15 protein-coding genes and 2 pseudogenes are annotated in these 20,610 nt (G+C 40.3%); 8 read left to right on the forward strand and 9 right to left on the reverse strand.

The features are described 5' to 3' along the window. From B2O97_RS05390 to B2O97_RS05420, 7 genes and pseudogenes are all read left to right on the forward strand, one after another. Positions 1-135 (forward strand): annotated as a pseudogene (locus B2O97_RS05390) (thiamine biosynthesis protein ThiC); the annotation flags it as partial. Then, on the forward strand, positions 132-749 hold the full coding sequence (locus B2O97_RS05395) for a thiamine phosphate synthase (protein WP_112376242.1): 618 nt from the start codon (positions 132-134) through the stop codon (positions 747-749). The pseudogene B2O97_RS05390 and the gene B2O97_RS05395, both read left to right, overlap by 4 nt. Next, entirely contained in the window at positions 695-1,327 is a 633-nt protein-coding gene (gene thiE / locus B2O97_RS05400) for a thiamine phosphate synthase (protein WP_286766877.1), read from the forward strand. The genes B2O97_RS05395 and thiE overlap by 55 nt, the downstream gene beginning before the upstream one ends. Then, positions 1,324-2,094: a thiazole synthase gene (locus tag B2O97_RS05405; RefSeq protein WP_286766878.1), complete on the forward strand. Its 771-nt coding sequence runs from the start codon at positions 1,324-1,326 to the stop codon at positions 2,092-2,094. Before thiE ends, B2O97_RS05405 begins: the two co-directional genes overlap by 4 nt. 9 nt (positions 2,095-2,103) lie before the next feature. Continuing rightward, positions 2,104-3,228 (forward strand): 2-iminoacetate synthase ThiH, encoded by a 1,125-nt coding sequence (gene thiH, locus B2O97_RS05410; protein ID WP_070570527.1) that lies wholly within the window; start codon positions 2,104-2,106, stop codon positions 3,226-3,228. Positions 3,229-3,232: 4 nt separating this feature from the next. Continuing rightward, entirely contained in the window at positions 3,233-3,940 is a 708-nt protein-coding gene (locus B2O97_RS05415; protein WP_286767069.1) for a HesA/MoeB/ThiF family protein, read from the forward strand. Positions 3,941-4,086: 146 nt separating this feature from the next. Then, positions 4,087-5,328 (forward strand): YaiO family outer membrane beta-barrel protein, encoded by a 1,242-nt coding sequence (locus B2O97_RS05420; protein ID WP_286767070.1) that lies wholly within the window; start codon positions 4,087-4,089, stop codon positions 5,326-5,328. Here the strand turns inward: B2O97_RS05420 and B2O97_RS05425 are convergent. The 9 genes and pseudogenes from B2O97_RS05425 to B2O97_RS05465 all read right to left on the reverse strand — a co-directional run. Further along, positions 5,325-8,747 carry a sulfatase-like hydrolase/transferase gene (locus B2O97_RS05425; RefSeq protein WP_286767071.1) on the reverse strand — a complete coding sequence of 1,141 codons (3,423 nt, stop codon included), beginning with the start codon at positions 8,745-8,747 and terminating at the stop codon, positions 5,325-5,327. The genes B2O97_RS05420 and B2O97_RS05425 overlap by 4 nt on opposite strands. After that, the gene (locus B2O97_RS05430) at positions 8,741-9,808 is read right to left on the reverse strand and encodes a hypothetical protein (RefSeq protein ID WP_286767072.1); all 1,068 of its coding nucleotides are present in this window, start codon (positions 9,806-9,808) and stop codon (positions 8,741-8,743) included. The genes B2O97_RS05425 and B2O97_RS05430 overlap by 7 nt, the downstream gene beginning before the upstream one ends. A gap of 4 nt (positions 9,809-9,812) precedes the next feature. Beyond that, positions 9,813-10,169 (reverse strand): response regulator transcription factor, encoded by a 357-nt coding sequence (locus B2O97_RS05435; RefSeq protein ID WP_070570518.1) that lies wholly within the window; start codon positions 10,167-10,169, stop codon positions 9,813-9,815. A gap of 4 nt (positions 10,170-10,173) precedes the next feature. Then, entirely contained in the window at positions 10,174-14,094 is a 3,921-nt protein-coding gene (locus tag B2O97_RS05440; RefSeq protein ID WP_286767073.1) for a response regulator, read from the reverse strand. A 326-nt stretch (positions 14,095-14,420) separates the two neighbouring features. Continuing rightward, positions 14,421-15,575 carry a TIGR03364 family FAD-dependent oxidoreductase gene (locus tag B2O97_RS05445; RefSeq protein WP_112376237.1) on the reverse strand — a complete coding sequence of 385 codons (1,155 nt, stop codon included), beginning with the start codon at positions 15,573-15,575 and terminating at the stop codon, positions 14,421-14,423. 32 nt (positions 15,576-15,607) lie between these two features. Then, positions 15,608-16,948 carry a DUF5690 family protein gene (locus B2O97_RS05450; protein WP_286767074.1) on the reverse strand — a complete coding sequence of 447 codons (1,341 nt, stop codon included), beginning with the start codon at positions 16,946-16,948 and terminating at the stop codon, positions 15,608-15,610. A 165-nt stretch (positions 16,949-17,113) separates the two neighbouring features. Further along, a complete protein-coding gene (locus B2O97_RS05455) occupies positions 17,114-17,713 on the reverse strand; it encodes a helix-turn-helix domain-containing protein (protein ID WP_254667692.1) in 600 nt (199 codons plus the stop codon). 144 nt (positions 17,714-17,857) lie between these two features. Beyond that, a complete protein-coding gene (locus B2O97_RS05460) occupies positions 17,858-18,682 on the reverse strand; it encodes a glycoside hydrolase family 16 protein (RefSeq protein WP_070565327.1) in 825 nt (274 codons plus the stop codon). A 130-nt stretch (positions 18,683-18,812) separates the two neighbouring features. Next, positions 18,813-19,142 (reverse strand): annotated as a pseudogene (locus B2O97_RS05465) (ester cyclase); the annotation flags it as partial. A 518-nt stretch (positions 19,143-19,660) separates the two neighbouring features. Between B2O97_RS05465 and B2O97_RS05470 the strand changes: the two are divergent. Then, positions 19,661-20,587: a ring-cleaving dioxygenase gene (locus B2O97_RS05470; RefSeq protein WP_070565329.1), complete on the forward strand. Its 927-nt coding sequence runs from the start codon at positions 19,661-19,663 to the stop codon at positions 20,585-20,587. The last annotated feature ends 23 nt before the right edge of the window (positions 20,588-20,610 follow it).

Genomic DNA, 20,610 nt, shown 5'->3' on the forward strand with positions numbered 1-20,610 from the left:
GCGCACTTCTGCTCCATGTGCGGTCCCAAATTTTGCTCGATGAAAATAACGCAGGAAATCAGGGATAGTGCCGCCCAGGGGATGCTGGAAAAATCACAGGAATTCATCGCACAAGGAAAAGAGATCTATTCATGATTATTGCATTGACAGCAGCAGAAACAATCCGTTCTGAACAGGCGATTATAGCAGCGTTGTTTAAAGAAGGTCTTGATATTCTGCATTTGCGTAAGTATCATTTTACAGACTTACAAATGTCGCGATATATAGAAACTATAGCTCCTATATACCGCGACAGATTGGTTCTACACTCACATGCGCATCTATCGGCTGAGCTTGGGATTGCACGAATCCACCTGAACGATAAAAGTAGACTGCATGAATCTGCAAATCAACTGGGGCCTACAACAATCTGTTCAACATCTGTGCATGATATTGATCAATTCAATAGCCTTGATGAACGTTGGGCCTATGCTTTTTTCAGTCCATTATTTCCGAGCATCTCAAAAGTGGGGTATGGAACGCATAATGCAAGACTAGGTCAACTCCCGTCACGCGCCAACTTTGCTGTTCGTCTCATCGGTCTTGGAGGGATAAACCAAGACAACTGTCTTATTCCGATGCAGCAAGGTGCAGATGGAATTGCCTTATATGGCACTTTATGGAAACATCGGGATCCTATTCAAAATTTTATTGCATGCAAACAAAAACTATGGAAAGACTCCAATATATCTCACAAGGTAAAACTATAAGGGAACAAAAAAACAACATGCTGAAAGCGCTGGATTCGGGGGCCAAATGGATACAGATCCGATGGAAGGAAGCCGAGGAAAAAGATCTTTATGCGCTCGCCGAAGAGATCAGGCAGGCTTGTTCCGAATTTGGTGCCAGCTGTATCATCAATGACCATCCTGCGCTTGCAGCGGCTGTAGACGCTGATGGGGTGCACTTGGGACTGGACGACTGCAGTGTAGCAGCTGCCCGGCACCTATTGGGTGCAGGAAAAATAATCGGCGGTACAGCCAATAGCTTTGCCAATGTAAAGCAAAGAATAAGTGAACATTGTGACTATATCGGGCTCGGGCCATTCAACTATACCACGACAAAACAAAAACTAAGTCCCCTACTGGGGATTGCAGGATATGAAAACATCATCCAACAAGTCCGCCGAGAAGGCCTAACCCCTATTCCAATATTCGCAATTGGCGGTATAAGCCAACTTGAAGATATCCAACATCTATTAGAAATTGGCGTCTACGGTGTAGCACTCTCGGGAATCGTAACCAAGACTCCAAACATTGTTTCATCCATCAATAAAATTTTACTATGAGCAACCTACATATAGCCGATCGCGTATTTGAATCCAGATTATTTCTCGGTACGGGCAAATTCGGTAATCTCACGGAAATGAGCGATGCCATTGTGGCTTCGGCTTCCCAATTGGTCACCGTCGCCCTCAAACGAATCGACCAGACCGGCTCAGACGACAGCCTCATCAGCGCGCTCGATCTGGCGGCAATCCATTTGCTTCCCAATACTTCGGGAGCACGAACAGCTGAAGAAGCAGTACTTGCGGCTCAACTTGCTCGCGAAGCACTGGAAACAAACTGGGTGAAATTGGAAATTCATCCCGACCCACGTTATCTGCTGCCCGATCCTATTGAAACCTTACGCGCAACCGAATCACTTGCTAAATTGGGTTTCGTCGTCATGCCCTATATTCACGCAGACCCGGTACTTTGTAAACGTTTAGAAAATGCAGGCACAGCTGTCGTTATGCCTTTAGGTGCCCCTATTGGAAGCAATAAAGGGCTGCGTACCTTGGACTTTCTCGAAATTATTATTGAGGAAAGTAATGTCCCAGTGGTCGTAGACGCTGGAATCGGAGCGCCTTCCGATGCCGCTAAAGCCATGGAAATCGGAGCTGATGCGGTGCTTGTCAATACGGCAATTGCAGTCTCTAATAATCCGATACGTATGGCCGAAGCTTTCAGAGAGGCCGTTATCGCTGGACGGAAAGCTTATGAGGCCGGATTGGGAAAGATAGGCTCCCACGCAATCGCTTCGAGCCCCCTAACTTCATTTTTATTTGACTGATAATTCACTATGACAGATTTCAAAATGATACGCGATGAATACTCCTGGGATGAGGTCCATGCACAGATTTATGACGCTACCGATCAGGATGTACAACATGCGTTAGAAAAAGACCATTTAACGCTCTCTGACTTTAGAGCGCTCATCTCACCGGCTGCAGCACCATATCTGGAGCAAATGGCACAAAAAACCCAACAAATCACGCAACGTCGTTTCGGTAAAACCATACAGCTCTATGCCCCGCTTTACCTGAGCAATGAGTGCCAAAACATCTGTACATATTGCGGTTTTAGCATGGACAATAAAATCAAACGCAAAACACTGAGCAACACCGAACTATTACTGGAAGCAATGGCACTCAAAGCCATGGGAATCAATCATATCTTACTGGTCAGCGGAGAAGCCAACAAAACTGTCGAGATCACTTATTTCCTAAATGCTATTCGGCTTTTAAAACCTCATTTTTCACAGATATCCATTGAAGTACAGCCATTGGAAGAATCCGAGTACCGATTACTGCAGGCAGCCGGAGTCTATGCAATATTGGTCTATCAGGAAACCTACCATCGCGAAGTTTACAAACAATATCATCCGAAAGGAAAAAAGTCCAATTTTGATTATCGTTTGGATACGCCTGACCGTATAGGCCGGGCGGGAATCCATAAAATCGGACTGGGCGTATTACTTGGGCTGGAGGACTGGCGGGTGGACAGCTTTTTCACCGCGGCACACATCGCCTATTTACAAAAACGATATTGGCAAACACGCTATTCGATTTCCTTTCCACGCCTGCGACCAGCCGCAGGTTCTGTTGAGCCAAATTTTCATTTGGCAGACCGCGATCTACTGCAGTTGATCTGTGCATACCGCCTGTGGAATGAAAATTTAGAAATCTCCATTTCCACCCGAGAGAACGAAACCTTCAGGGATCATATCATACCTATTGGCGTAACGACCATGAGTGCCGCTTCAAAGACCAATCCGGGAGGCTATGTTGTTGATCCGCAAGCTTTGGAACAATTTGAAGTAAGTGATGAAAGAGATATGGAAACAATAAAAAATCAAATCCGAAAGATGGGCTATTCTCCAGTGATGAAAGACTGGGAGAGCAATTATGCCGGTATAGTACGTTAAATACATGAAAAATAACATTTTTGATCGCTATAGCAGACAGATTTTTATTGAAGAGATCGGCGTTGCCGGACAACGGAAGATTATGGATGCCAAGGTATTGGTCGTCGGTGCGGGCGGACTCGGGAGCCCTGTCGTTCAATATTTAGCCGCGGCCGGTATAGGGAAACTTGGCCTGGTTGATTTTGACAGGGTTGAAATCCACAATCTAAATAGACAGATCATTCATTCCGAAGATAATATACACCAGGCAAAAACAGAAAGTGCCACAGCCTATATACTGCAGCACAATAGCACAATTGATTTTGAGCCCTTTCAGGTAAAAATAGATGCAGACAACGCGCTAGCATTGCTCGCTCCCTATCATATCATTGTCGATTGCTGTGATAACTTTCCGACACGCTACCTGCTTAATCATACGTGCCTACAACTCGATAAACCTTTGGTGTACGGTAGCATCTATGGTTTTGAAGGACAGCTGGCTGTCTTTAACTATCAGGGTAGTAAAAACCTATTGGATATCTTTCCAACGCCCCCCGATCCGGAACAGGTTCCAAATTGCGATAAAAATGGGGTGCTGGGTCCTTTACCCGGTATTATCGGCAGTATGATGGCCATGCAGGTGCTTAAAATAGTAACCGGATTACCCGTAGACAGCAACCAGTTAACGGTTGTTGACACATTCCATTGGCGTTTTTCGAAACTCTCCTTCTAAGGATTATTTCGGAAGGCGTTCCGCAAAAAGAGATAGAACGCTTTAAAAGAGCTCAAAAATTTATTTTAAAACAAAAGCAGACAAACAAAATTTGCTAATTTTAGTTTATATATTAGCAAGCTTAAATGTCAACTTTACGATCTGGAATGAAAAAAGTAATTTATCCATTACTCTCCCTCTCTTTATTACCCTTATTTTCAATTGCGCAAGAGACGAAACTCACTGCTGACGATCTCTTTGTAAAAGCGCGAAAGGTAGCCTTTGATTCAAAAGATTATCCGCAAGCCATTCAATTATCCAAACAGGCGCTACTTCAAGCACCGGATTACACCGATATTAGCATCTTTCTCGGGCGGCTTTATACCTGGTCGGATAAAATTGATTCGGCAAGAACCATCTTCACAGAACTGGACAAAAAGAATACAAGTGATGAAGATTTCTTTTTAGCCTATGCCTCATTGGAATATTGGAATGATCAGACTGACAAAGCTATTGCAATTACAGACAAAGGGCTTAGCCTACATCCGCAGTCGCAGGATCTACTTCTGTTAAAAGGTAAAATTAGTTATGGCAACGATCATTATGAAGCTGCCGAAAAGGCAATTCATAGTTTATTGGCAATTAATCCTAAAAACACAGAAGCTCGAGCACTGGCAAAAAGTATTGAAGAATATACGGCTAAAAACGCAATCGGTCTGACCTACAACTTCGTCTATTTTGACAAACAGTTTGATCATAATTGGCACATTGTCGGCTTAAGTTATAAGCGGGCAACCCCCATAGGGTCAGTTATTTTCAGGACCAACTATGCAAATAAATTTGCAGAAAACGGCGTACAATTCGAGATGGAGGCTTATCCGCGTCTTTCAAAGATATTTTACCTCTACGTGGGTGCTGGATACTCCAATAATGTGGGGATTTTTGCGAAATATAGAACTGGCGTGTCTCTCTATGCCAATCTTCCGAACAGCTTTGAGGGAGAGATCGGATATCGTCAGCTTTATTTTAGTGACAACATCTGGATGTACACGGCTTCAGTAGGAAAATATTACCAAAACTTTTGGTTCAATCTGAGGACTTATCTTACACCGGGCGAAAAGAATATTTCCCAATCCTATACCGGAACAGTCCGCTATTATACAAAAGGAGCAAACGATTACTTCGGATTTAGTGCCGGAACGGGTCTGAGCCCCGAAGAAAACCGAAATAATCTATTGGACAACGCTTCCTATAAATTAAAGACATTCAAAGTAGGTGCCGAGTATAACTTCTCGGTGAAACAAAGTAACCTATTTTCAATTTCGGGCACCTATTATAACCAAGAATTCAGGCCAAAAGAGAAAGGAAATCAATTGGACATCATCCTTGGTTATATTCGAAAATTCTAGTTCTTCTTTGTTCTATTAAAGTAATTTGTATACACACTGTCTGGAAGAAGTCGCTTCTGGGTATAAAAGAGTTTGTTCTTGCGCTTAAATAGTTCAAAGCGCTTGGACAATTCTTCTTTCGCATTATCCGCGGTGGCATCTTCATTGAGTATTCCATCCAATTTATACAGTTGTCCATCGGAAAGATGGTAACTGCCCTTTACAAAATCTATCAATTGATTTTTACTCTGCATCATGGCAATGCCATCACCCTGAGCTGAAGTGCCCTTGTCAAGCCCCTGACCGATCCAGGTAACTTGTGTAGGAGTTTTCATCCCAAAATTCTCGCGATAGTAGGCCAATATGGAAGGGGCGACATCAAAATGGCTAACAAAATGATGAAAAGTCTTTGGCCCTTTCAAAAGTGGTGAATAAATCAACAGTGGAACATGATAACGATCGATTTTGCTTTGCAAGGGTATCTCAGGCATCGCGTGGTCCCCAGTTATGACAAAAATAGTATTTGCAAAATCTGGTCTCTTTTTATATTCATTAAAGAACTGCTCCATCGCATCATCCAGATTCAGCACCGAAACAAGCTGGGTACGGTTTTCCAAAGCCCACTTTTTTTGTTCGGGTGTAAGGTTCAATGTTGCGATACGTTGATCAAATAGTTGCTCATAATGAGCCGCATTATTAATCAAAAACGGATTATGGGTTGATAGTGTCAAAAGAACATGGAAATAAGGGTGTTCCTGTACCTTCTGTACTTCAAGAAGTTTGCTAAAGACAGCTTGATCTTCATATCCCCAGCTCTCCCCACCCTTTTCGGGCAATTTTTTATAAGGAGGTCCGAATGTGGCTTGGTCCATGAGCATATCTATTTTATTATAATCCATGAACTTTTTCATGAAATCAAAATTAGAATGACCGCCATAGAAAAACCCAGTATTGAATCCATTACTCTTCAGAATATTAAATAGATTAAAGTTGTCAGGCAAGGTGTCTTGTTCCAGGAATCCATGTGTTGCAAAAGGCAACGAACCTGTTATGGTCGGCAAAACGGAAAATGTCCGACCCGAGGAACTCATATTATTATCCCAATACAAAGACTGTTGCTTCAATGTACCTATAAAAGGTGTAAAGTTGCCAATATAGCCATTTTCAGCACTATAGGCATGTCCTAAACCCTCGATAACAAGAATGACCAAATTGGGTACTTTCGCCGTTTTCTGCATGTATGCCCCTAGGAAATCTTTAGTATCCTCTTTTTTCAAAAAGGGAAATTTAGTATCTACCACTTTTGCATCATCGTCGTCTTTATTGAACATAGCGAGCATCCCAGGGTGCTCATCCACGTAATTAGTAAAATTGGAATCGAAAAAATAACGCCACTTACTCCGGCTTGCGTTGGCGACGAATTCATCTTTTTCGGAGCTCCCCCCCAAAAGCGAAGCCGAGGAGACAAAAAACGATATGATCCCCAAAGATAACAGTGCAATACTCGCATAAGCCTTTTTGAATGTCTGTTTATTGGCTACCCAAAGGGGAACCCAAGAAATTACGATCAATAATAAAAGTAAAGCAATATTGGTAAAACTCAACATACCACTGGCCTCCAAAATTTGCTTCATCTCTTCCGAACTGTAATAGAACATATCAGCCCCAAGCAAATTTCTCGATTCGCCAAAATACAAAAACAAGATGAATTGCATAACGACAATAAACGAGAACGATATGACCATAAGAAGTCTTGCCCAAAAACTGCTGATGAACTGAAGCAATAAATAGCCGATTCCCAAACAGGCCAAGGATTGAAAGATAAACAAGATGTTATCCAAAAACAGGTATTTCCCGGCATGTGACTCCGAAAGCTGAGAAAATCGACGACCGTACCACCACCACTCGACACCAACAGATAACATATACAAGGCAAAGACAACCAACATAACAGGTCCTAAGCTCTGTAACGACAGAGTTAATCGCTGACCAAGGTATTTCCAAACCGACTCATTGGCATCTTTTTGTTGAAAGCCTTGCCGTGTCATTTCTCCCCAGCCATGCTGCTTGCGAAAGTAATCAACAACCCCCTGTACCCCAGCTTTAACAACAATGGGATGAAAGTATAAAGGTTCTAGTATCGCGGTAGTTATCAGGGTGGAAAGATCTCGTTTCTTCGAATAAACCTGATGGCTAACAAGATCAACCAAGATGGCATAGATCGAATACAAAATTCCGGAAGCAATCACCAGTGCAAATAGTGCAACGAAAAATGGCCAATTGATTATTCCTAGAATTAAAAAGATTAGAAAAACAATATAGCCCGTAAATTCGACAATGGGTCCCAAGAATTCAAAGAAAAACCAATAAGGCATACTGAGCATACCAAAACGGCCGTATTTGGGATTGAACATGAGTTTTCGATGTTTCCATAAGGTTTCCATCGTGCCCCGCATCCAACGATTGCGCTGCTTACGCAATACTTCTTTTGACTCGGGTACTTCCGTCCAGCACAATGGATCAGGAATGTTGACCACCTCGTAGGCTTGCTTTTGCTCCTCCATATAGCGGCGCATACGAACAACGAGTTCCATGTCTTCTCCCACCGTATTTCGGTCATAGCCCCCGCACGCTAATACAATCTCCCGGTCAAAAGCGCCAAATGCCCCGGAAATAAGAATTAATCCCGAAGCCCTGGACCAAGCCATACGGCCTAAAATAAAAGCGCGGATATACTCCAAAGCCTGCGTACGTCCCAACCATGATTTTGGTAGATTAACGTCGACCACCGAACCGTTCACGACATTACAGTTATTAGCCAAACGTATAACTCCGCCACAGGCTATAACCCGTTTGTCGGTCTGCTCCAAAAATGGCTTTGCTAATTTTAGAATAGCATCCTGTTCCAAAATGCAGTCCACATCAATACAGACGATATAATCTCCCGAAGAAATATTAACGCCGACATTGAGCGCATCAGCCTTACCGCCGTTTTCCTTGTCAACAACAATCAGCTTCTTAAAAGCTGGATTTTTGCTCTTATAGATCCCCCTTATATCCTTGGTCTCAATAGTTCCCTGAACAAAAAAGGACGTTGGTTCAAGTTCATAAGAAGCTATCAATTTCAAAATTGAGTCGTCTTTACTACCATCATTAACGATAATAATTTCCAGATTATGATAATACAGCGACAATAATGAACGTACGTTTTCAACGATGGTCATCCCTTCATTGTATGCTGGCGCAATCAGACTGAATGTTGGCGCGTTGGGGTTGGTGGCAATAATACTATAATCCGTAAATGTATTATTGTGTTTGTAACGAAACACCGCTCCATAAGCGTATAGCCCTATCCAAGTATAGATAATGAATACTGCTGCCGAATAAAGCAAAAATAACCAAACTATAATTTCGTATACGATATGGGAAAACTCTAACATTTTTTCTCTTGCAAAGCGTGTTTAATAATTTGTGTAAGTTCGTCGTATGTATCTTCACGTTGTGAAATCTCGCGCAAATACTGTTCTTCGCCCAGTACAACGAGTACTTCTGCTGCAGAAATTTTAATTGACACTTGGTTATGATTCCACAGTTGATCCTTTAGAAAATACTCACTTTCTCTACTTTTGGCAATCTTCATTGCTTTAAGGATTTCGATCTGAACTTCTATTGGTTGCAGATCAAAATTTTGCATAAATTGCTGAATTGTCCCACTGTTCTCAATAGCCTGCAACGTTCGTATGGCTTGTACACGAACCTTCGTAGATGGATGATCCAATAGGCTAAAAACTTCGGTATAAAAAGTCATCAATCTAAATTTTCGGATCAAACGCAATGTAAATACGACGACAGAATCATTTGAACTCTTAAGCCAGGTATCCACATGTAACTCCGAAAGCTCGGGTATTTCATGAATAGAAAACAATAAACGCAATTGTTGCCAGTCAGATAAGGGACGATCGAAATGGTCCAAAAAACCAAGTCCCTCATATCCCTTAAAACTTACGATCGCATATTGTGCTTCTTGATATACCGTAGTACGGGGATCATTAAGCTTGGCTGTTATCTCAGGGATTGCCGGTTCAACATTCATCGCGGCAAGCTCTTGAACCCCACCCGCAACCAGATAAGCTTTTCTATGCCGAAGCTTTCGCCAAGCCTCATCCTCCAATTTAAAATCATGAAACAACCTATTGATCGATTGTTTCGCTCCACCAGAAAATTTTCGATCCGAGTCAACTAATACATCCAAAAAAAGAGCCCGAAAAGAAGGTTCCTTCAGGTATTTCGCAAACTCCAGGTCTCGATCGCCATTCTCATCGCCACCTACTATAGTTTCCATAATTTTGTACTCGATGATCTGTCGCCAAGATTGCCTATTATGAAGGATTCTATAGCTATAAAAGCTGTATCCCAGTACTGTGATAATCAATAATAGTACTAAAATCAATACGATAACAATCGCCAGAATAAGCTCATGTAGCTCGATATGGTGGTGCATAATTTTATTTATTTATCAGGCGTTTTATCCTAAGAATCAGTTCGTTTGGACTAAATGGCTTAACCATAAAATCAGATGCGCCTAAATCAAATGCATCCACCACGACCTCCTCTTGGCCCATACTCGATAATACAATAACCGGGATTTTCTTTCCGATACTCTTTATTGCCGAAAGAATTTCAATACCAGAAGCAAAGGGCATCATAATATCCGTTACAACTAAATCCAAATTCAGTTCATTAATTTTCTCGATGGCTTCACGGCCATTTCTGGTCAGCACCACTTCGTGTCCTTCTTTCACTAATTTGTGTTCAACAGTACGTAGTATCAATTCGTCGTCTTCCGCTATTAAAATCAACATATCATTATTTATTTAAGATTTTTGCAATTAATTCCAATCCGATATCCATTTCTTGTTCGATGGCCACAAAAGCGATCGCAAGGTCTGTTTCAATCGTTGGGCTGATCTCAAGGTCCTTGGTCATTTGAGCCAATTTAATAAGTCCGGCTGTCGATGAAGTTCCCCGCAACTTATGAAGGAGTTCTTTGATGCGTACAATATCGTTTGTATCAATGGCCTCCTTTAACTGCTTTCTAGACCCCTTTATTTCCCGGACGACCAAATCCAGAAAAAAGGTTAAAAATGCGGGATCATCGCCAGCCTGTTCTTCCAGCCTTCGCATATCCAGATGCTCGTCCAAATCTTCCAGATCCGAGGCTTCGGCAGCACTGGGTTTAACCGATAACATGGCTTTTTCCAAGGCCTTGAATAAATCCTGTTGACGAATAGGTTTAGCTAGAAAGTCTGACATTCCCGCTTCCAGACAGCGTTCCTTTTCGCCTGAAATATTACCGGCAGTAACACCGATAATAGGTGTCTCAGCATAGGAGGACATTTGCCGGATCTGCTTGGTTGCTTCAATACCATCGACCTCGGGCATCTGAACATCCATCAAAATAAAATCAAATTGTTTCTCTTTGCAAGCACGAATGGCTTGGGCTCCGTCAGAAACTTCGGTTAACTGGGCGCCAGGCATGATGCTAGCCATCATGCGTAAATTAAGCGCCATGTTAACGGCATTGTCGTCTGCCAAGAGCACCTGAACGTCTTGACCGTACGATTCTGATGATAACGATAAGTTTGCATTCGCCTTTACTTGCACAGCATCTTCCCTATTTTGTTGTATCGCCCTTCTTAAAGTCGAATACAGTTCTTCAGATTTAATCGGCTTAAGTAGACAGAATGACCGCTCCTCCTGTCTAAATGCAGAAATCACCTCATGCTCTTCCGAGGAAGTATGTAATACAATCAATGGAATGCCTTCTTCTTGTTTTCTAAAGAGTTCCTTAATCTTTTCTATCGTTTCCAGACCCGATAAGATAGGCATATGATAGTCCATTAAAATCACATCGAATCGTTCACCTTTCATCAGCAACTGTAAGGCTTCCATACCGTTTTCTGCGAGGACAGACTCAACATTTTTATAGGCCAACATATGTTGAAGGATAATCCGATTATTAGCATTGTCATCGACAACGAGGACACGATTTAACGGTAAGTCTGTATCTTCCTCCTCCATTTCTTCGCATCGGACCTCGATATCAAAATAGAACGTCGATCCGACGCCCAGTTCGCTTTCCAGATTCAATTTACTACCCATGTATTTCAGGAGGTTGTTGGAGATTGTCAAGCCTAGTCCCGTGCCGCCGTATCGTTTACTGACGGAGCTATCTTCTTGTGTAAAGGCATCAAAGATGCGTTGTTGTTTCTCTGGTGGAATTCCTATCCCCGTATCTCTAACCGAAAAACGTAAGGTCAATTTATCCTCATCGTTGCGAAGTTTACTGATCTTAAATTCAATCTCACCTTTTTCCGTAAACTTAACGGCGTTACCTAATAGATTCACCAATACTTGCTTAATACGTGCCTCATCAATCCAAACAAAAGCCGGCAGCCCCTGTTCAATGTTCAAAAGCAGTTCGACTTCTTTGCGTTGTGCTTGATAGAGAACAACATTAATAACCTGATTCGCTACATCATATACATTATACTTATCGACAAATAATTCAAGCTTACCGGATTCGATTTTTGAAAAGTCTAAAATATCATTAATAATATTGAGTAAGCTATTTCCAGATTCATTGATATAGCCTAAGTATTGTAACTGTGTGTCATTTAATGGTGTTTTTAATAACAAATCGGAGAATCCAATCACACCGTTCAATGGTGTTCGAATTTCGTGACTCATATTGGCGAGGAATTCGGACTTTGCCTTACTCGCCAGATCGGCCAACTCTTTCGCTAATTTTAATTCATCATTTATTTTAACCGATTCAGTGATATTTTGTGTAAAAATAATGATCCCACCTATACTTCCATCAGCGAGATGCCACGGTCTTACTTCCCAATTGAAATGTTGTGCTTCGGCAAGTCCACCAGCCTGTATGACTTCATCCGTATTCTTATACGGTATTCCCTCCAGCGCATCAAGGTAGATTTTTTTTCTATTTTCCGGTATATTTGGAAACAATTGAAAAAAGTTACTATTTGGCGGCAAACTTACTCCTTCGTGAAAATCTTCCAACCATTGATTACTCACCGAAATATAGTTAAAGTCTCGGTCAAACATAGCAACCGAAGCAGGAACATAATCCACAAAAGCCCGTAACATAGATTCTTTGCGTTCCAGTTCCAAGAATAGCGATTTACTTTTATCAATATCCTGAATAATTCCAAAAACACGTTTACACACATCATTTTCAAATTCGGGAATGCCTTTTACCCGCACCCAAATTGATTCACCATCTTGTTTTAATAGACGCAATTCGGTATCATAGGGTGTTCTTGTTTTAACGGCGTTTTCAAAAATTCCACGCAAAATAACCTGGCTTTCTGGCTCATAAAATCCGATTGCATGTTCAAAATCAGGTGTAAAATCAGGATCCACACCATGAATTAACTTCGTGGAGTCGGACCAATAAACCTTGTTTTCAGCTAAATTGACCTCCCATCCGCCTACCTGAGCGACAGCATTGGTCTGCTCCAGGATTTGTTTGGTATGCAAAAGATCATTTTCAAGGCGCAGTCGATCCGTCATATTCAAGGCCGTACTGACAACATAAGATCGTCCATTTTCATCCGTTTCCAACATATTATGGTATAGCCAAGAAATGTCTTCACCATCTTTTGTTTGAAGAACCATCATTCCCGAGTCCTCTTTGTTGCTTGCAATACGTTTGAGATATTCTTCAACAAGACCGACATGATGAGACGGCACCAATTTCTTGAGGTTAAGTCCTTTTACCTCTTCTTTGGCATACCGCAATATCTCCCTTCCTTTTTCATTAACGGATAGAATATTACCGTCCAAGTCATGCATGCTCATCAGACCGATCGCATTTTCAAAAAAGCTACGGAATCTACGTTCAGAATTCTCCAACTTGAGTTTTTCTTCGCGCTCTTTTGTTACGTTTCTGCCAAAAGCCAGAATATCATGATTTATTGGATCATATTTGAAATGCCATTCAATTTCAACAACTTGGCCATTCTCTATTTTAGTCCTACTCGTTGATTGAACGCCGTATTTGGTTTCCTCAACCCGACCTAAGTCCGACACTAATTCCCTTTCAGTATCTCCCAATAAGGTAAAAATAGATTTGCCTAAACTATTCGACCTGGACAATCCCAGGACTTTACTAAATGCGGGGTTAACTTCTTTTACCTTGCGCGCCTCATCCAATACACAAATAATATTGTTCGTCAAGTGAAAAATTTCGGAGAAATAACCAGCCTGAACTTTTCGTTTTTTTCCCAATAATATTTTGGTTACTGCCTTGCCCAGCTCCTCCAACGAGTCTTTTTGTTTATCCGAAAGCGTTTTCGGATGGAAATCAATGACACAGATCGTTCCAAGCGCATCGCCATCATCATCCAGGAGCGGAACGCCGGCATAAAAACGGATATTTCCCTCGCGAATCAATGGATTGGAAGACGAGCGTGGGTCTTCAAAAGTATCTTCAATGACGAGGACCTCCTTACTCATTATGGTGTATTGACAGACTGTATTCTTCCTGTCAACGGTATCCAACTCCATACCAACGCAACTTTGAATACGTTGTGTGTCTTGCTCCATCATGGCAATTAACGCTGCGGGACAATCTGTAATCAGACAGGCCGCCTGCGCAAAAACATCCAGCTCAGGGTCTTTCCCGAGTCCCATTAACTCATAGGACTTTAATTTTTCTATCCTTCTTAACTCATTTTCAGGAAAAACATTATTTGCCATTCACTTCTACTATTTAGATCTGGTTTATTGTGACCGTGAAGTTAATAAAAACATTGTTTAACGCCTAAACAATAAGGAAATATTGCTCAGATAAATGTTTTATAAAGAACAATCAACTGCAAAAATAATTGGTGCTATAAAAAGATTATCCATACACCTTCTTCATAATTTAGTTATTTACTAATTGAATTTTATATCGTTTTTACCTTATTAAGAAAGCGGGAACTTTAATTCTACAGTGCATTTGGATAAATTGATCCAGAAAATAGCTTAAAAACGAAAGAGCCCCGCTAAATGTGATAGCGGGGCTCTGCGATAGGTATAAGTTAAAAAAGTTTTTCAATACTCTGTTCGGCATAGCCGGCACTTGCTGTCATTCCCTTCCCTCCGATACCGGTTCTAACATGTATCTTTGAGCTAACGTCGATTTCAAGAATATGATCTTTGTGCTGCGAATAATAACCTGCCCAAGAGGATGAAATCGAGGCACGCTCCATCGGCATGATACGGTTGGCTTCTGTAATCATCAATTCATTGATATAGGAATTCACAGCGAAGCCCAATTCATCAAGTCTGTTGCCCGCTGCATATTCGTGCGAATCACCGATAATAATACTACCATCCGTGGCCTGTTTAAAAAGTATATGAATTCCATAATTGCGTAGCTCCTGATAGTGATCAGGCAATGGAATTGTTTGAAAAGATGGGCAGTATTCTTCAAAACTCTCGTATCGACGAATGGTCAGTCCTGTTAAAATATTCCCTGGCAAATGGATATGGGCCAAAGGTTTCGTTCGCATCATTTGCAACTTGCTAATTTCAAGTCCACTATTGTCAAATAAGGAACGATATAAAATTTTAAACTCGTATCCATTGCAAATAAGCAATTTCTTCCCTTCAAAGTTTTGCAACGTACTGCTTGTGACAACAACAGCATCATTTTTATCCTCACAGGCCACAATTGTCGTATCGTATTTCAACGTATAGTCCACAAACTTATTTTGCATATAAATATGCAGCTGTCTAATCATTGACTCGGGTTCTACACTGAGTTCCTGCGGAAAAAAGATGGCCTCTTTAACATAACTAGCATTCATCACAGGATATTTCAATAAAACCTGTTCCTTCGACCAAAGTTCATGTTCATATCCTTTCGCTTGATAATGCTTAGATAACTCATGAAGTACCTGAACTTCATCATTATCTGAAGCAATATAGATACTACCATTTTTTCTAACGGATATATCCATCTCCCGCTGAATAGATTGATATATTTCAAGTCCACGTACACCATAATCAAACCATTCACCGGCCATCCCCGATGGCACTACTTGTCCAAAATTACGAACGGTAGATCCCACGGGAAAATTATCCTTTTCGAGTTGGAGCACACGTAACCCCTTTTGTAACGCATGATAGGCATGAAAGGTCCCTAAAATCCCGCCCCCAACAATAATTAAATCATATGTATTTGTTTTCATCTTTATAAATAGAATATCATAAAAAAGTATAGTTAACTAATTTGTACTTCTCCTTTTGTCGCATGCCAAGGAGCCAACAACTCATCGTCGCTTTCTTTCATCTGTTCTTTTTTTCGAATAAAATAAAGTAGGGAGAAGATGCCCAAAATCGCTCCGATAATAGACGCCGAAAAAACCAATTGAATAAAGTAATTTCCACAGGTAACAGAATTTGGCATAAACTCTTTGTTCACCAATATCAGAAAACTACCCAAATAGCCGATTGAATCAGCCATATACATCACAAAACCAATATTACTTTTCATACGATATGTAGCGATCATTCTTTCAAAAAATATAGCGTTATAAGGAATGTATGCCATATATAACCCCAAACCGACAAGCAACATCCAACTTAAACCATCAATCCATTGCCTCGTAAACAAATAGGTAGAAATACCTGCAGTAAGGAACCCCATAATGATCATATAGTGAATCAACTTAAACGCTTTAAGATTGTTTTTAACCATGATAAGACAACTCACCAACAGCAATACAATTAAGGAAATAGTCCCATCAACTTTTGCAAAAATACCCGCTCCTTTTACATGTAACATCTGCCAGATTTCTACCTCAAAGTTATCCCGCACGTCACGTAAAATAGTAAGCATCGTGTACACGATAATAGTCAATACAATCCCGGGCATAAAGGTTTTAAAAAAGTGTTTTCGCATTTGACTGTTCATTGCAACGCGTTCTGTCCGTAGCTTCTTATCCTCCGTTGTAGGTTCTGGGGCATTTTCAAGTATCCATACGCACAAAATAAAGGGTAGAAAAAAAAGTAAACCCGTCAAAAATGGCATCCAAAATTCATTAATATGAAAAGAAGACATCAACCACCGTCCAACAGTTTTTATCAGTCCAGAAGCAAAAATCAGACTCACGGACATTACTGCCCCCATAATCTCTGTAAAACGCCTTCCTTCTAAATAACTAAATACCAATCCCCAAACCATTCCCAATGGAAAACCATTGATAAAAAGAAAGACAACATTCCAAGGCCTTGGACAAAGTGCAAATGCCAAAAGCCCTATCCATGAAATACAAATCAATGCGATTAAATACCGTCCTCTATTACGTTGTTTACTTTCAGAAATAAATTTAATGCCATAGAACTTTGACAACAAATAGCCCAGCATTTGAATGACCACCATACAGACTTTATAATCGACACCAAAAATAGTATCATTTGCAAAGGCAGATGCCGTAAATGACTTTCTAAATGAATACATACTCGTATAACATAAAAATGCTGTAACAGCCAGAACAATAGCCACAGATTTCTCATCCAGTCTATTTATGCGTCGTTTTATTCGTTGGTTTAACTCCATCATCTAAACTTGTTAACAGACCTCATCGTCCGCAATCAAAAGTAAGACTAAACTTTTGTTAAGTATTTATAAACAAATATAATTATCCATTTGTAATACGAAAAGTATAAAATAAAAAAAGCATCATTGAATGATTCAATGATGCTCTAATACTTAACGTGTTATTATCTATTTCTTATTTTCAAAAAAGTATACAATTAGCATGACGGCCTTTCCATTTCCAACATTGCGCGGTGTATGTGATAGTCGTCCATTAAAGAAAATCGAATCGCCCTCCGCTAAGCTAATTTTTTGATCATTGAAGATATACTCCACCTGTCCGCTAATGATATATTTATATTCATAGGCTTCGGTCTCCACCATGGGGCGTTCTGCATCTGGAAGCAACTCCAAAAGAACAATATCCATGGTCGAACTATCCATCGCAGTTGTAAAAATCCGTTTATAATGAAAACCTATCGCCGACTCTTTTTCAAACGGACTATACGTATCTTTTTTCCGAACGACCACAGGGCCTGAATCCAATTCAGAATTAAAATCTTTAAAAAACTCGTTAAGATCAATATTCAGTGCATTGATGATATTAATCAATACGAGTAAGGAGGGTATTGTTCTGTTATTTTCAATCTGCGAAATAAGCCCCTTGCTTACACCCGCTCTATCGGCAACTTCCTGTATGGTAATTCCTTTTTCTTTTCGAATTTCCTTAATTTTATTGCTAATCTTGAATATCGTATTATCTTCCATAACTTGGCCAAAAGTAAACATTTTTATGATGTCGTGTATATTAAGTTTTTATCACTTAAACATAGGTCACCTATAAAATTATGATATTTTACTGTTCTCAGAAAACTGAGGTTCAATAACAGTAGATTTTTTTTCATCATTCATTTTGCTCAGCATTGGTGAGTACTATTGGTAAACTTTAACCCAGTCAACACGCATCTCAACGGGTAGCTTGTCTTGATTCACTTCACCAACCCAGCTTCCGCCCAACTGTTGGTCAATCAAAAGATAAAAGGGTTGATCATAAGGCCACTGAGAGGGATCTACACCATCAACTCTTGGGTAAGTAAAGGTGTCAACACCATTTAACTGAAATACGATACGGTCGGGATACCAGCTTATACCATATATATTATACGCGTCAGTGTTGACCGAAGCGGTGCCAAAATGTTTCGGATTCTCCTTTTGCCCCAGATCCAACGTATAATAGGAATGCGTGGTCTGGTATATGATATTGTCAAAATTAAGATGCTCCATAATATCGATTTCACCATTTCTAGGATATTTCCCATACTTGTCCAACTCTGCCAGCATCCACATGGCAGGCCATGCTCCTTTTGCACTTCCTAGCTTGGCTCTGATTTCTATGCGTCCGTACTGAAAAGCAAACTTCCCCTTGCTCCATATCCCGCCTGTCAAAAATGGTCTTGAATCGCTATTTTTGTCTGTATTTTTTATTCCTTTGAGAATTAACTCACCATTTTCCCATCCAAAACAGGCGTCATCCATGCTCATATGCCGATTCCAATCGGCTTCCCCTGCTGGAATCCGGGACCATTTACTACTATCTAGCTTTGGGGAATTGAAGTTTTCTTCCCACACCAGCTTCCATTCTTTAAGCTCACGATCCTTCTTTTGCATATACACATAAGGATATTCTTTTGGACTATAATGAACACTACATGCAGAAAACAGTAAGAAAAAACAACTTAGGCTTAGGACTCTCTTCATAATTAAAATAGTGGTTTCGCAAAAAATGATTTAGGCCTAAATTTAGACATAAATTACCATAACCGACAACTCCGCTAAAAATTAATAGAAACAAAGATTCAAACGCAAAAAATGAGATTGCGCAAAGTCCTTAAAACATAGGGTGAGCATTTGCCGCGTTCTTAGGTACATCTTGCTGCGCGTCCCAATGCTCTACGATTTTACCTTCTTCCAATCTGAAGATATCGATTGTCGATTTAAGGCTACCATCTGGATTCTTATTTTTTAGGTGTATGAAGACCAAGTCGCCGTCCGAAGCAATATGCTGTACATCAATCTTTGTCTTAGGCTGCCCTTCAAACCACTTTGTCGCAGCGAGCTTAAACGCTGCTGCCCCATCCGCAACAGCGGGATTATGTTGGATATACTGAGGAGAAATGTACTTGTCAACTGCAGAAATATCCTTATCACCAAACATTTGCGATAAAAATCTAAAACGATTCTTTTATTCTCTTTGTTTTCGTCAAGTTGTTTTTGCGCAGCTTCTTTGGATTCATCTGTCGAAGGTTGCTGACAACCCAGCGTTAGCAATAAAACAGAGAAAGTCATAACCTTAACCATTATTCTATTTTTCATCTTTAAATCCATTTTAATTGAAGTCATCGATTCACACCTCACCTTAGCACACTCCAATTTACCTAATTTATACAATATAAACAGCTTTTATCTGAGGTCTTTTACTTTATAAATATTGGCATGATAATTGGATTTATTCCTATAGTATAATATTCAGAAATATACATTTCATAAATTTAGGTTAATAATTGGTTAGGTTAAACACCTGAAGTCCCCAACTTCAGGTGTTTTTTATATATTTTCGAAAATCAGTATTGCTATAAAAACAAAAATGACAATTATCGCTTTTATTAATCTAGTTCAATAAAATTCCTTATTGCGCGATGTAACTTTACGTCAGTTAAGAAAATAAAATTATCAGCTATGGAAAATAAAATATTAGGACTACATCACATTACGGCGATAGCAGACAATGCAAAGCGAAATCTCGATTTCTATACAAAAGTACTGGGCGTACGCCTTGTCAAAAAAACAGTTAATTTCGACGACCCAAGCACCTACCACTTCTATTTCGGTAATGAACAGGGCGAACCAGGAACGATTCTTACGTTTTTCCCTTGGGAAGGTATCGGAAAGGGTACTCCGGGAGCGGGAATGGCGACTCATATTGGCTATGCCGTACCTCAAGGGAGTTTGGATTTCTGGAAAAATCGCTTAGCGGAACATCAGATTAGTTTACAGGAAAATGAGATTTTTGGAGAGAAGCTGATTTCATTTAATGATCCCGATGGATTGCAACTTCAGTTTATTGAAACTAACGACCCTAGAAAGGCATGGACAACTACCGACGTCAATGCAGATCATGCGCTAAAAGGATTCCATAATGTCACGCTTTCATTAAAAGAAGCAGATCCAACTATACGCGTATTGACCGATATTTTAGGTTATTCGTTTCATCAGCAGGATGAGAACCGCTATAGATTAACAACTGACAGCATTGAAACAGCAAACATTGTCGACATAATAGCGGATAAAAATCTGCCCTATGGCAAAAATGCGGCCGGCACAAACCATCATATCGCATTCCGGGTAAAGGATGATAATGTATTGATGGAGTATCGCGAAAAGGTCCTTTCGGCAGGGCTGAATATCACAGAAAAAATAAATAGAGATTACTTTTTCTCACTCTATTTTCGTGAACCTGGCGGTGTCTTATTTGAAATCGCGACAGACAATCCCGGGTTTACAGTAGATGAACCCTTATCCACTTTAGGAGCGGCACTCAAATTGCCAAAACAATATGAAAGCTATCGTTCGCAGATTGAACAGACATTGCCAAAAATCGATTAATAAAAGTTTATAAAAATCATTTT

It is taken from the genome of Sphingobacterium sp. UBA865, assembly GCF_002295765.1.
Lineage (GTDB): Bacteria > Bacteroidota > Bacteroidia > Sphingobacteriales > Sphingobacteriaceae > Sphingobacterium > Sphingobacterium multivorum.

Bases quoted from the DNA above. Each gene is read 5' to 3' on its own strand.
- B2O97_RS05395 (WP_112376242.1), top strand. From the start codon at position 132: ATGATTATTGCATTGACAGCAGCAGAAACAATCCGTTCTGAACAGGCG.
- thiE (WP_286766877.1), top strand. From the start codon at position 695: ATGCAAACAAAAACTATGGAAAGACTCCAATATATCTCACAAGGTAAA.
- B2O97_RS05405 (WP_286766878.1), top strand. From the start codon at position 1,324: ATGAGCAACCTACATATAGCCGATCGCGTATTTGAATCCAGATTATTT.
- thiH (WP_070570527.1), top strand. From the start codon at position 2,104: ATGACAGATTTCAAAATGATACGCGATGAATACTCCTGGGATGAGGTC.
- B2O97_RS05415 (WP_286767069.1), top strand. From the start codon at position 3,233: ATGAAAAATAACATTTTTGATCGCTATAGCAGACAGATTTTTATTGAA.
- B2O97_RS05420 (WP_286767070.1), top strand. From the start codon at position 4,087: ATGAAAAAAGTAATTTATCCATTACTCTCCCTCTCTTTATTACCCTTA.
- B2O97_RS05425 (WP_286767071.1), bottom strand. From the start codon at position 8,747: ATGTTAGAGTTTTCCCATATCGTATACGAAATTATAGTTTGGTTATTT.
- B2O97_RS05430 (WP_286767072.1), bottom strand. From the start codon at position 9,808: ATGCACCACCATATCGAGCTACATGAGCTTATTCTGGCGATTGTTATC.
- B2O97_RS05435 (WP_070570518.1), bottom strand. From the start codon at position 10,169: ATGTTGATTTTAATAGCGGAAGACGACGAATTGATACTACGTACTGTT.
- B2O97_RS05440 (WP_286767073.1), bottom strand. From the start codon at position 14,094: ATGGCAAATAATGTTTTTCCTGAAAATGAGTTAAGAAGGATAGAAAAA.
- B2O97_RS05445 (WP_112376237.1), bottom strand. From the start codon at position 15,575: ATGAAAACAAATACATATGATTTAATTATTGTTGGGGGCGGGATTTTA.
- B2O97_RS05450 (WP_286767074.1), bottom strand. From the start codon at position 16,948: ATGATGGAGTTAAACCAACGAATAAAACGACGCATAAATAGACTGGAT.
- B2O97_RS05455 (WP_254667692.1), bottom strand. From the start codon at position 17,713: ATGTTTACTTTTGGCCAAGTTATGGAAGATAATACGATATTCAAGATT.
- B2O97_RS05460 (WP_070565327.1), bottom strand. From the start codon at position 18,682: ATGAAGAGAGTCCTAAGCCTAAGTTGTTTTTTCTTACTGTTTTCTGCA.
- B2O97_RS05470 (WP_070565329.1), top strand. From the start codon at position 19,661: ATGGAAAATAAAATATTAGGACTACATCACATTACGGCGATAGCAGAC.